Annotated in this window: 15 protein-coding genes; 5 read left to right on the top strand and 10 right to left on the bottom strand. The window is 59.6% G+C overall.

All coding sequences use genetic code 11. The features are described 5' to 3' along the window. The first annotated feature begins 45 nt into the window (after positions 1 to 45). The gene (gene rsmA / locus I9184_RS03870) at positions 46 to 888 is read left to right on the top strand and encodes a 16S rRNA (adenine(1518)-N(6)/adenine(1519)-N(6))-dimethyltransferase RsmA (RefSeq protein WP_209832883.1); all 843 of its coding nucleotides are present in this window, start codon (positions 46 to 48) and stop codon (positions 886 to 888) included. A gap of 54 nt (positions 889 to 942) precedes the next feature. On the opposite strand, the gene I9184_RS03865 is transcribed toward rsmA, so the two are convergent. The 3 genes from I9184_RS03865 to prfA all read right to left on the bottom strand — a co-directional run bounded on the left by I9184_RS03865 (position 943) and on the right by prfA (position 3660). After that, positions 943 to 1521 (bottom strand): DUF4167 domain-containing protein, encoded by a 579-nt coding sequence (locus I9184_RS03865; protein ID WP_171631977.1) that lies wholly within the window; start codon positions 1519 to 1521, stop codon positions 943 to 945. A gap of 241 nt (positions 1522 to 1762) precedes the next feature. Next, positions 1763 to 2608 carry a peptide chain release factor N(5)-glutamine methyltransferase gene (gene prmC / locus I9184_RS03860; RefSeq protein ID WP_209832881.1) on the bottom strand — a complete coding sequence of 282 codons (846 nt, stop codon included), beginning with the start codon at positions 2606 to 2608 and terminating at the stop codon, positions 1763 to 1765. Next, positions 2605 to 3660, bottom strand: coding sequence for a peptide chain release factor 1 (gene prfA / locus I9184_RS03855; protein ID WP_171633802.1), 1056 nt, complete (start codon positions 3658 to 3660; stop codon positions 2605 to 2607). The genes prmC and prfA overlap by 4 nt, the downstream gene beginning before the upstream one ends. Positions 3661 to 3722: 62 nt before the next feature. Here prfA and I9184_RS03850 point away from each other — a divergent pair, with 62 nt between their 5' ends. Then, entirely contained in the window at positions 3723 to 4004 is a 282-nt protein-coding gene (locus tag I9184_RS03850) for a hypothetical protein (protein WP_209832879.1), read from the top strand. Between the two features lie 15 nt (positions 4005 to 4019). Here the strand turns inward: I9184_RS03850 and I9184_RS03845 are convergent, their stop codons facing one another. From I9184_RS03845 to I9184_RS03825, 5 genes are all read right to left on the bottom strand, one after another. After that, positions 4020 to 4421 carry a DUF1499 domain-containing protein gene (locus tag I9184_RS03845; RefSeq protein WP_209832877.1) on the bottom strand — a complete coding sequence of 134 codons (402 nt, stop codon included), beginning with the start codon at positions 4419 to 4421 and terminating at the stop codon, positions 4020 to 4022. A gap of 66 nt (positions 4422 to 4487) precedes the next feature. Beyond that, on the bottom strand, positions 4488 to 5435 hold the full coding sequence (gene speB, locus I9184_RS03840; RefSeq protein WP_171631958.1) for an agmatinase: 948 nt from the start codon (positions 5433 to 5435) through the stop codon (positions 4488 to 4490). A 183-nt stretch (positions 5436 to 5618) separates the two neighbouring features. Further along, complete coding sequence (locus tag I9184_RS03835) at positions 5619 to 6026, bottom strand: hypothetical protein (protein ID WP_209832875.1); 408 nt, start codon at positions 6024 to 6026, stop codon at positions 5619 to 5621. Further along, positions 6023 to 6985 carry an agmatinase gene (gene speB, locus I9184_RS03830; RefSeq protein WP_171723130.1) on the bottom strand — a complete coding sequence of 321 codons (963 nt, stop codon included), beginning with the start codon at positions 6983 to 6985 and terminating at the stop codon, positions 6023 to 6025. Before speB (I9184_RS03830) ends, I9184_RS03835 begins: the two co-directional genes overlap by 4 nt. A 12-nt stretch (positions 6986 to 6997) precedes the next feature. Continuing rightward, positions 6998 to 8161, bottom strand: coding sequence for a M20 aminoacylase family protein (locus I9184_RS03825; RefSeq protein ID WP_171631950.1), 1164 nt, complete (start codon positions 8159 to 8161; stop codon positions 6998 to 7000). Positions 8162 to 8227: 66 nt separating this feature from the next. On the opposite strand from I9184_RS03825, the gene mazG reads away from it, so the two are divergent. Genes mazG through I9184_RS03810 form a run of 3 tightly spaced genes read left to right on the top strand, consistent with a single transcriptional unit; the run spans position 8228 to position 10536 of the window. Further along, positions 8228 to 9094 (top strand): nucleoside triphosphate pyrophosphohydrolase, encoded by an 867-nt coding sequence (gene mazG, locus I9184_RS03820; protein ID WP_209833703.1) that lies wholly within the window; start codon positions 8228 to 8230, stop codon positions 9092 to 9094. A 54-nt stretch (positions 9095 to 9148) separates the two neighbouring features. Continuing rightward, the gene (locus tag I9184_RS03815) at positions 9149 to 10090 is read left to right on the top strand and encodes a nucleoside hydrolase (protein ID WP_209832873.1); all 942 of its coding nucleotides are present in this window, start codon (positions 9149 to 9151) and stop codon (positions 10088 to 10090) included. Beyond that, complete coding sequence (locus tag I9184_RS03810; RefSeq protein WP_171631942.1) at positions 10087 to 10536, top strand: N-acetyltransferase; 450 nt, start codon at positions 10087 to 10089, stop codon at positions 10534 to 10536. The genes I9184_RS03815 and I9184_RS03810 overlap by 4 nt, the downstream gene beginning before the upstream one ends. On the opposite strand, the gene I9184_RS03805 is transcribed toward I9184_RS03810, so the two are convergent. Then, complete coding sequence (locus I9184_RS03805) at positions 10533 to 10697, bottom strand: hypothetical protein (protein WP_171631940.1); 165 nt, start codon at positions 10695 to 10697, stop codon at positions 10533 to 10535. The genes I9184_RS03810 and I9184_RS03805 overlap by 4 nt on opposite strands. Before the next feature lie 140 nt (positions 10698 to 10837). After that, positions 10838 to 11377, bottom strand: coding sequence for a GNAT family N-acetyltransferase (locus tag I9184_RS03800; RefSeq protein ID WP_171631937.1), 540 nt, complete (start codon positions 11375 to 11377; stop codon positions 10838 to 10840). Between the last annotated feature and the right edge of the window lie 6 nt (positions 11378 to 11383).

The raw sequence follows: 11383 nt of genomic DNA, 5'->3' as shown, positions 1-11383 counted from the left end.
AACTTCTGGCGCTGCCCCTGCGGCCTGCGTCACGGTAATCGGATCATGAGTGCAATCGACAATCTCCCCCCTCTGCGCGAGGTCATCGCCACACATCAACTCTCGGCGCGCAAATCCCTGGGTCAGAACTTCCTGCTGGACCTCAACCTGACCGCCAAAATCGCCCGTCAGGCTGGCGATCTTGCAGACTGCGACGTACTGGAAATCGGCCCCGGTCCTGGCGGCCTCACCCGAGGGCTCCTGTCCGAAGGTGCACGCAAGGTCGTTGCGGTGGAAAAAGATACCCGCTGCATTGCCGCCCTGAACGACATCGCCGCCGCCTATCCCGGAAGGCTGGAGGTCATCAATGGTGACGCGCTCGAGATCAACCCGCTGGAACATCTGACCCCGCCAATCCGCATCGCAGCCAACCTTCCATACAACGTCGGCACCGAACTGCTTGTGCGCTGGCTGACACCCCCTGAATGGCCCCCCTTCTGGCAGAGCCTGACGCTGATGTTCCAACGCGAAGTGGCCGAACGCATCGTGGCCCAGCCCGGTAGCAAGGCGTATGGCCGCCTCGCCATCCTTGCCCAATGGCGGGCCGAGGCGCGCATCGCCATGTCCCTTCCCCCCGGCGCCTTCACCCCTCCGCCCAAAGTCTCCAGCGCGGTGGTCCACCTGACCGCCCTGCCCGAACCGCGCTATCCTGCTGACGCCGCGACCCTGTCGCGTGTGGTGGCCTCCGCCTTCAATCAACGCCGCAAAATGCTGCGGGCCTCGCTCAAAGGCGTTGCCCCGGATATCGAGGATCGCTTGCAGGCCGCAGGTATCCAGCCCACTGAACGGGCCGAGCAGGTTCCGCTTGAAGCGTTCTGTGCCTTGGCGCGCGAAATCCAGACACCCTGATCAAAAAAAGCCCCGAGGCTTGACCTCGGGGCTTTGCGGTTTCTGATGCCGGCTTTATTCAGCCGCTTCCGGTGCGTCGCCATCCGTTTTGGGCGCATCTTCAGCCACTGGCGCCGGTTTGGGCTTGCGCGCCCGCGGCTTGCGCGCAGGCTTTTCCTTCTTTTCCGGCGCCGGGGCTTCGGCCCCCTTGCTTTCCGGTGTCTCGACCAGACCGCTTTCCGGAGCAGCGTCCGGTGCGGCGAAATCCATTACGTCCGGCTGTGGGGCTTCGGCAGGATCAGCCTGCCGGGCCGCTTCACGTTCCTGGCGCTCGGCGCGCTCACGGTCACGCTCGGCCTGGCGTTCGCGGTTCTGGCGCTCCTGCTCTTCGCGGCGCGCTTCAATCTCGCGCTGCGCCTCACTCAGCATGCGCAGATAATGTTCTGCGTGCTGCTGGAAGTTTTCCGCCGCAACGCGGTCGTTTGACAGCTGAGCGTCACGCGCCAGCTGATTGTACTTATCAATGATTTGCTGCGGCGTGCCACGCACCTTGCCTTCAGGGCCCGAGCTGTCAAATACCCGGTTTACGACGTTACCGCCGGAAGGACGATTGCGGTTGTTCTTGGCCCGCGAGCGGGATTTGGAAGATCTCATTTTACTTTACGTCAGCCTTATCAATGCGCTGTCGCTCAACCCGTGTTTTGCACTGCTCTGAGGCGTTTGCCGTGACGGGATGTCGACTTTTTTGGGCTTGGCGTCAGGGGTGCGCTGCAACAGCGTCAACCTCGCCGACTAATCCTGAGTAAACATGTCCTGACCGTGCAGACAAGAGGAATCTCGAATTTTCACACGCTTTTTTACTCGGGGCAGCGTTTTTTGGCCTCAGACACCAGTTTCAACCCGGCATCTTTGCGCCGACAACCCGGTCACGCCCGTCCAGATCGGGGATTACGCGAATATCCGCCAAACCCGCCGCATCAAACAAGGCAGACACCAGATTTGCCTGTTTCGGGCCAATTTCCACAAGTAATCGCCCGCCTGGCAACAGAAAATCCGGGGCCGAGGCCGCAATCTGCCGATACGCGCCCAGCCCGTCCCCTTCATCGGTCAGCGCCATGCGCGGCTCGTGCTCCCGCACTTCGGGCGAAAGGTCCTCCATTTCGGTTACGGAAATATACGGCGGGTTGGAAACAATCAGGTCAAACCGGCCTTCAATGCCTTCAAACCAGTTTGACTGCGCAATCTCGGCTCGTCCCTGCACCTGGTGGAGCACGGCATTGGCGCTGGCCTGAAGACAGGCGGCTTCACTCAGGTCGACCCCAAGACCCGAAGCGCTGGTTCGTTCCGCAAGCAGTGTGACCAGAATACAGCCAGACCCGACCCCGAGGTCCAAAACATGGTCGAAGGGTTCGCTCAGCGCGGCCTCGATCAGGGTTTCAGTCTCGGGGCGTGGATCCAGAACATCGGAGCTGACACGAAACCTGCGCCCATAGAACTCGCGTTCGCCCAGCAGATGAGACACCGGCACCCGAATGGCACGCAAAGAAACCAACTGGTCATAGCGTTCAGCGATCTCGGGCTGCAACTCTTCCGGGGCAATCAGCGTCACTCGGCTGGCCTCTATCCGTGCGGCATGGGCCAACAACAGGCGCGCATCCCGCGCCGGGTCATCCACGCCCGCGGCCCTCAAGCGCGCGGTTGCGGCCACCATGGCCTGCGCTGCTGTTTGCAGGCCCGTCATTGCGCCATCTCGGCCAACAACCGGGCCTGATCATCCGCCGTCAGAGCGTCAATCACTTCGTCCAGATCCCCCTGCATCACCTGATCCAGTTTATAGAGCGTCAGGTTGATCCGGTGATCCGTCATCCGCCCCTGTGGGAAATTGTAGGTGCGAATGCGTTCCGAACGATCCCCTGATCCTACCTGGCTGGCCCGGTCGGCGGAACGTTCGCTGTCGATCCGCTGCCGCTCGAGGTCATAAAGCCGCGTCTTCAGCACCTGCATGGCGATCTCGCGGTTGCGATGCTGGGACTTCTCGGAACTTGTGACCACCAAGCCCGTCGGAATATGCGTGATCCGCACCGCCGAGTCAGTGGTGTTCACGTGCTGCCCGCCCGCGCCGGAACTGCGCATCGTGTCGATACGGATGTCATTGGCGTCTACCTGGATGTCGACATCCTCGGCCTCGGGCAGTACCGCCACCGTCGCCGCCGAGGTGTGGATGCGCCCGCCGCTTTCGGTTTCGGGCACGCGCTGCACACGGTGCACGCCGGATTCGTATTTCAGCCGGGCAAAGACGTTGTCGCCCTTGATATGGGCCACCACCTCTTTGATCCCGCCCAGATCGGAAGCCTGTTCTTCGATGATCTCGAACTGCCACCCGCGGGCCTCGGCATAGCGTTGATACATACGCAACAGATCGCCCGCGAACAAAGCGGCCTCGTCCCCGCCGGTACCCGGGCGAATTTCCAGCATCGCCGGACGCGCATCCGCCGCATCCTTCGGCAGCAGCGCCAGTTGCAGCGCGTGTTCCGCCTCGGGGATGCGCGATTGCAGGTCCGGAATTTCTTCTTCGGCCAACTCCTTCATATCCGGGTCGGCCAGCATCGCCTCGGCCTCAGCCAGGTCTGCCACCAGCTGGCGCCAGGCCATGATCTGATCGACCACGGGTTTGAGGTCGGAATATTCCTTGGCCAACGCCGCAATATCGCCGCCCGATGCGCCATCCGCCATGGCTGCTTCGAGGTATTGGAAACGCTGGGTGATCTGTTCAAGACGTTCTTCGGGGATCATCCCGGCGGTGTCTATCATCCGGGGGCTTTGGTCAAGGGCCACGTCGTGCTAAGCTTGCTGTCATGAAACGGTTTTTGCTTGCCCTTTTGCTGACGTCCACGCCGGTTTACGCCGATTACGTCGGCCCTGACGGCAAGACCCGCGATTGCTATTGCACCGACACGTCCGGGTCCCGCATCGAACTGGGTGAGATGATCTGCCTGCAAGTCGACGGCCGCATGTTCACGGCACAATGCCAGATGTCCCTGAACGTGCCCATGTGGCGCGAGGTGCAGGAAGGGTGTTTATCGTCCGGGTTGCAGAGCGATCCAGTTGATCACTTTGAACAGGATGAGGCGTCCTGAGCGTCGGTAGAACAGTTACATCTGCTCTAACCACCCATCAACCCGTGCCTTGTTCGCACCGAAATCCCTGCGACCGAACCGCAAACGGCCATGGATGCGCAGCGTGTCGCCGTCCTGCTGAACAGTGGTATAGTCGGGGAAACCAATCCATTTCGTGCGGGTGACATAGGTGATCATGCCCTCATCGACCGAACCTGCCAAAACCGAGGTGCGCGGCGTGGCGCGGGCGATCCGATCGAGGTTCTCCAACCCTTCCGGGCCGGTTGCAACAACGCGCAGAACGCCACCCGGCAAGTCCTGATCAACCTCTGCAACCGGTGCAATATGCCATTGCGCCAGAGCTGACGGGGCCAACCGGACGTAAGCGACCAGCCCAAGCACCAGCGCGATCACTGCCCACAAAACCATCTTTTTCATCCCGCTTTGCCCTCTTGCAGAAACCCTATGCGGATCAGGCGCCGGGGCAAGCCGTTCCGGGCCGGTTTACCGCGACGTCACACCCGGCAGGATACACAGCATCTCGTAGATCAGGTTGGCTGCCGTCAGGGCCGTGTTGCCGGATGGGTCATACGGAGGTGAAACCTCGACCAGATCACACCCCACCACATTCACACCTTGCAACGCGTGGATCAGTTGCAGCGCCTGCGGCGTGGTCAGCCCGGCAATCTCTGGTGTACCCGTGCCCGGTGCAAAGGCCGGGTCCAGGCTGTCGATGTCATAGGTGACATAGACCGGATGATCCCCGATGATCTTGCGGATCTGAGAGCCGATCTGCGTCAGGTTCTGCTGCCACAACTCCCAGGCCGGGAACTGGCGGAAGCCCCAATCCCTGGCTTCGGTGAAATCCGAAGCCGCATAGCCCGATCCGCGAATGCCGATCTGAAAGGTCTTGTCGGGGACAATCAGCCCCTCTTCATAGGCGCGGCGGAAGACGGTTCCGTGGGTCTCTTTCTCGCCGAACATCTCGTCATTCACATCCGCATGGGCATCCACATGCACCAGAGCCACCGGCCCATACTTTGCCGCAATGGCCCGCAGGATCGGCAGGGTGATCGAATGATCACCCCCCATCGCCACCGGGGTCACGTTCTTTGCCAGGATCGCGTCATAGCTTTCCCTGATGATCCTCAGGCTGTCCGCAAGCGAGAAGGTGTTGATCGCCAGATCCCCGATGTCGGCGATTTGCAAGCTGTCGAACGGAGCCGCCGAAGTAGCCATGTTGTAGGGCCTTATCATCGCGCTTTCGCTGCGGATCTGTTTGGGTCCGAACCGGGTGCCCGATCGCCACGAGGTGCCGATATCCATCGGAATCCCCAAAACCGCCACATCCAGCCCCGCCAGCGAGGCTGCCTGGGACAGGCGCATAAACGTATTCGGCCCCGAAAACCGCGCCAGATCATTACCGCTGATGGGTTGGTTGAATTGTGTCATATTCTTTCTCGACAAGCCCCAGAGTATTTTGCTTTACGAACTGTTTCGAAGTTCGCGCAAATTTTCCGAAACATCATCATTAATTGGATAAGAAACACTTAATGACGTCTCAAAATCTGCGTCCGATGAAAAACGGGTGTACGTCGCACCCCAGCGCCTATCATCCCCTCGGGGATGGCTTTCCTATACGAGAAACGCATCCCAAGTGTCCAATCCGTGATTGTTTTCGGGCCTCAGTGCAGGCAATTCTCTTTCGATCACCCCGATGACACCTGTGTCCAGTGCGTGGCGTTCGCTTGCGTTCATCGGTCGCAAGGCATCAGAAACAGAGCAGCTTCTATCACTATATCGAAGCATCATTACTGTTTCGGAATCAACCCAAGCCAGCCCGTCAGCCCGCTCGAGGCGCACTAGACGTTTTTCTGGAGCAACGACCTGACCGTCGGCAAATGGTACGCAGTATGTCTCAAACAAAGTCATTGCTGAATGCTCGCGAGCAGTTGGCTGATGCAGGCGATCACGCGCAAAATGCCCGAGCGGCAACCCAAGGAGAACAATGCACGCCCAGATCAGAGCTTTTCGTTTAGTCATGCGAGTTTATTCCACCCCAACAGGCAGACGATCTGCGTCGCCACATGCGCCCCCGCAATCGCCGTCGCGCCGGATGTATCGAACGGCGGAGACACTTCGACCACGTCGCCGCCCTTGATGTTGATCCCCGCGATGTCGCGCAGGATGATCTGCGCCTGAATGGAACTCAAACCACCCCAGACCGGTGTCCCCGTACCCGGTGCAAAGGCCGGGTCCAGACCGTCGATATCAAAGCTTAGGTAGACCGGGCTGTCGCCCAGAATGCCCTTGATCTTCTGCGCCACGGCGGCGGGGCCAGATTCGTAGACCTCGCGCGCGTCGATGATGTTGACGCCCAGCGTGTCCTCGTTGGTGGTGCGGATCCCCACCTGAACCGAACGTTTCGGATCCACGATCCCCGACTTCACCGCCTTGTAGAACATGGTGCCGTGGTCCACCCGGCTCATGTCGTCATCGGCCCAGGTGTCGGTATGGGCGTCGAACTGCAACAGCGACATCGGCCCGTATTTCTCGGCATAGGCCTTGAGGATCGGAAAGCTGATATAGTGGTCGCCCCCCAGCGCGACCGAGGCCACATCCGCCGTCAGAATGGTGCGGATATGGTCGGTCAGCGTGTCGGGAAAGGCGGGAATGTTGGCATAGTCATAGGCCATATCGCCGTAGTCGATGATAGCCAGCTCGCTGAGCGCATCGAAGGGCCAGCCATAAGGTGCATCGGGCGATTGCAGCGCGCTGGCCTCGCGGATTGCACGCGGGCCAAGGCGGGTGCCCGGGCGGTTGGTCACCGCCTGATCAAACGGCACGCCGGTCACGGCGATGTCGACGCCGGTCAGGTTCTTGGTATACAGCCGCCGCAGAAACGAGGTCGCCCCGCCAAAGGTGTTTTCATAGGACAGGCCTTTGAGATCCGGGTTGGTGAATGCCTCGTCCACCTGGTTTTTTGCGTCTTCCAGTGCCATTTCGCTCCCCCATCAGCCCAACGGCTGCGCCTTTTCCACGATCCGTGCGAAGAACGATGCCCCCACCGGCGCGATATCATCATTGAAGTTGTATTTCGGATGATGCAGCCCGGCACCATCACCCTGCCCAAGGAACAGATAAGCCCCTGGTCGCGACTGAAGCATGTACGAAAAGTCCTCGGCCCCCATGTCGCGCCCCATTGTGTCGATCACCCGTTCAGCCCCCGACACTTCGCGTGCGACGGCCGCGGCAAAGGCTGCCTTTTCAGCATCGTTGATCGTCGCCGGGTATCCCACCTGATATTCAAGCCGTGCCTCGACACCGTAAGACGCGGCCTGCCCCTGAACGATCTGCTCCATCCGGTCCATCACCATTTTCTGCACAGAAGGATCGAATGTACGAACCGTGCCGTTCAGATAGGCGGTGTCCGGGATCACGTTGTTCACCGTTCCGGCGTGGATCTGAGTGACCGAAACAACCAGGTCTTCCACTGCATAGTGGTTGCGGCTGACGATGGTCTGGATCGCCTGTGCAATGCCGCAGGCCGCCATGACCGGGTCGCGGGTCTGATGCGGCATGGCGCCATGGCCGCCGACGCCTTGGATATGAATATCGAACGTATCGACCGCCGCCATGATCGGCCCCGGCGTTGTATGGAACGTACCTTCCGGGTTTCCCGGATCGTTGTGTATTCCATAGACCTCAGAGATATCGAACCGCTCCATGATGCCTTCTTCGACCATGACACCCGCACCGCCACCTTCTTCCTCGGCCGGTTGAAAGATCAGGGCCACACGGCCGCGGAAATTTCGCGTCTCGGCCAGATACCGCGCCGCGCCCAGCAGCATTGTGGTGTGCCCGTCATGCCCGCAGGCATGCATCTTTCCAGGATTCTTCGATGCATAGTCGACGCCTGTTTCTTCGGTGATCGGCAATGCATCCATATCGGCGCGCAGGCCAATGGTCGGGCCGTCGCCCTGCCCGTTGATGATCGCGACCATCCCGGTCTTTGCGATCCCTTCATGCAATTCATCAACCCCGAATTCACGCAGACGCTCGGCCACAAAAGCGGCAGTCTCGAAGCACTCGAATTCCAACTCGGGTATCGTATGCAGATATTGGCGCCATCTGGTCATATCGGCAGAGAAATCGGCAATTCGGTTGACGACGGGCATCTGGGGTGGACTCCTGATCGGGACTGCGGAATGGATGCATCTGACACCGGAATGAAAGGGTTCGCAATGGCCGATAATCCTCTGATCCATGACAGTGACGCAGGGATCGAACGCCTGCTGGAAATCATGCGCCGCCTGCGTGATCCGCAAACCGGCTGCCCGTGGGATATCGAACAGGATTTCGCCACCATCGCGCCCTATACGATCGAAGAGGCCTATGAGGTCGCCGACGCCATCGAGCGTGAGGCCTGGGACGAGCTGAAGGGCGAGCTGGGCGATCTGCTGTTCCAATCCGTCTTCCACGCTCAAATGGCGGAAGAAGCGGGATATTTCACCTTTCAGGACGTGGTTCGCACCATGTCCGACAAGATGGTGGCCCGGCATCCGCATGTCTTCGGTGACGAATCCCGCGATAAATCCGCCGAACAGCAGACCAAGGACTGGGAAGCCATCAAGGCCGCCGAACGTGCGGGCAAGGAACAGAAAGGCGCGCTGGACGGGGTGGCCGCCAACCTGCCAGCCCTGCTGCGGGCGCATAAGCTGCAAAAACGGGCCGCGCACGTAGGGTTCGACTGGCCCGACGCCAGCCACGTTCTGGCCAAGATCACCGAAGAAGCCACCGAACTGGAAGAGGCGCGTGACAAGATGGACGCGGACGCGCTTGAGGATGAGTTTGGCGATCTGCTGTTCGTGATGGTCAATCTGGGTCGTCATCTTGGCATCGAACCGGAGGCCGCGTTGCGCCGCACCAATGCCAAGTTCACCCGTCGCTTTGAACAGGTCGAGACCCGGCTGGCCGAACGGGGAAAGACCCCCTCGCAAAGCGATCTGGCCGAGATGGATGCGCTGTGGGACGAGGTCAAAACCGAAGAGCATCGCGCCAACGGCAAACTCCCGCCGGTTGAAGTCATGGCCGCACCCAGAAACGGGTAGACAAGGCACCCGACACTTGCGAGTGTCCCACCTTCACGACCACCGGAGACGCCCATGCCCCCTCGCAAGATCATCATCGACACCGATCCCGGACAGGACGATGCCGTCGCCATCCTGCTGGCGCTGGCCAGCCCGGAGGACATCGAGGTTCTTGGCATCACGGCGGTCGCAGGCAACGTGCCCCTGGAATTGACCGCCAAGAACGCTCGGATCGTGTGCGAACTGGCGGGCCGGACCGACATACCTGTTTATGCGGGCTGCGACAGACCGTTGAACCGCCCGCTGGTCACGGCCGAGCATGTGCATGGCAAGACAGGTCTGGATGGCCCGGACCTGCCCGATCCGCAGATGCCGCTGACCGAAGGGCATGCGGTGGATTTCATCATCGACACCCTGCGTTCTGAAGAACCGGGCACAGTAACCCTTTGCCCGCTGGGGCCACTGACAAATATCGCGACCGCGTTCAGCAAGGCTCCGGACATTGTGGACCGGGTACAGGAAATCGTTCTGATGGGCGGAGCGTATTTCGAGGTCGGCAACATCACCCCGACAGCTGAGTTCAACATTCACGTCGATCCAGAAGCTGCTGATATCGTTTTAAAATACGGCAGACCAATCGTGGTCATGTCGCTGGATGTCACGCACAAGGCGCTGGTCACCAAACCCCGCAATGATGCGTTCCGTGCGCTGGGAAACAAAGTCGGAATCGCCGTCGCCGAGATGACCGATTTCTTCGAAAGGTTCGACAAGGAAAAATACGGCAGCGCAGGTGCGCCTTTGCACGACCCTTGCGTGACCGCCTATCTGATCCGGCCCGAGCTGTTTTCGGGCCGTCATGTGAATGTCGAGATTGAAACCCAGTCCGAGCTGACAATGGGCATGACGGTCGCCGATTGGTGGGGCGTAACCGACCGCGCGCCCAATGCGCTGTTCATGGGGGAAATCGACGCCGACGGCTTCTTCAATCTTTTGACGGAAAGGCTGGCCAGATTATGAGCGCCGCCCTGCGCCTGGCGCGCCCCGAGGACCTGGATCGTCTGATGGCACTGGTCACCGCCTTCCATACCGAGGCCGGATTGACGCAAGACCCGGACCAGACCCGAAACGCTCTGACACCCCTGCTCGAGGGTATTCCCCATGGCTGTGTCTATCTGATCGGCCCCGGACGCGCGCCGTTGGGCTACATCATCCTGACCTTCGGCTGGTCCGTCGAATTCGGCGGCATGGACGGTTTCGTGGACGAAATCTATATCCGGCCCGCTGTTCGCGGCCGCGGCATCGCAACCGAAGTTCTACTGGCGCTGCCCAAAGCTTTGTCCGAAGCGGGGCTGACTGCCCTTCATCTGGAAGTCGACCGGCACAACGAGGCCGCTCAGAAGATCTATCTGCGCACCGGGTTCAAACCACGCGACAGATATATGCTGATGAGCAAGTCGCTTTAACGAGACTCGCCGCGGAAGATATTGGCCGGGTTCATGTCCTGTACCGGGTCATTCGACGAAACTTCTTCTCCGGTTATCGGATACGTTCCCGGACCCGCGCAGGCAGACAATACTGTGATGGACGCTGTGACGATTATCAGAAGGAATTTGGATACAGACATCGTGGTCTCCTTTCTGCAATGAAGAAAGACTACGGCATTTGGAGTGAACGTGATAAGTAACAAGTTCACACATAAGAATAATTAAGCCACTTAAATATTATCAAATTTCCACGTCTAAGACGACCATGCCCCTGAGAATTTTATCTTTTTTCTGGCACGCCAATGTCTTCTTCAAAAAGCGGCATCTCGAAAAAAAGCAGGTGATCGCGTGCGATTTCAGGAGTTTCGTAATAGGCGTCGCGCAGGTGAAAGCCCAAAGACAGGTATAACCGAGTCGCCACTTCCAGGGGTTTGCCGGTGTCCATTCGAATATAGTCGAACCCAAGATCTCGGCACATTTCGATCAGCGAAAGCATGATGGCACAGCCTGCGCCGGTCCCCCTTGCTGCGTCGGTTACAAATACGCGTTTGATTTCAGCCACACCGGGCTCGTAGGTGTGAAACATGCCGCAGCCGACCGGTTCCCCATGCAGCAATGCCAGTTTGATCCCACCGTTCGGCGGTGCGTGTTCCGCGTCAATGTTGTCCATTACACGGGCGTATTTTTCGCTTGGGTAGAAAGCCTGCACAATCTGGGCGGTTCTTTCATCCAGTGCCAGCAGGAAATCCCTGTAATCCCAACACAAACGCCGAACCGCTTCAAACTGGTCCGGCGTTTCCGGTTCGATGATGTTCAGCACAATGCG

The sequence above is a fragment of the Ruegeria sp. HKCCE3926 genome, assembly GCF_017872515.1.
Taxonomy (GTDB): Bacteria; Pseudomonadota; Alphaproteobacteria; order Rhodobacterales; family Rhodobacteraceae; genus Ruegeria.
Note: the sequence above shows the minus strand (reverse complement) of the source record. Positions and strands in the feature narration are given on the sequence as shown.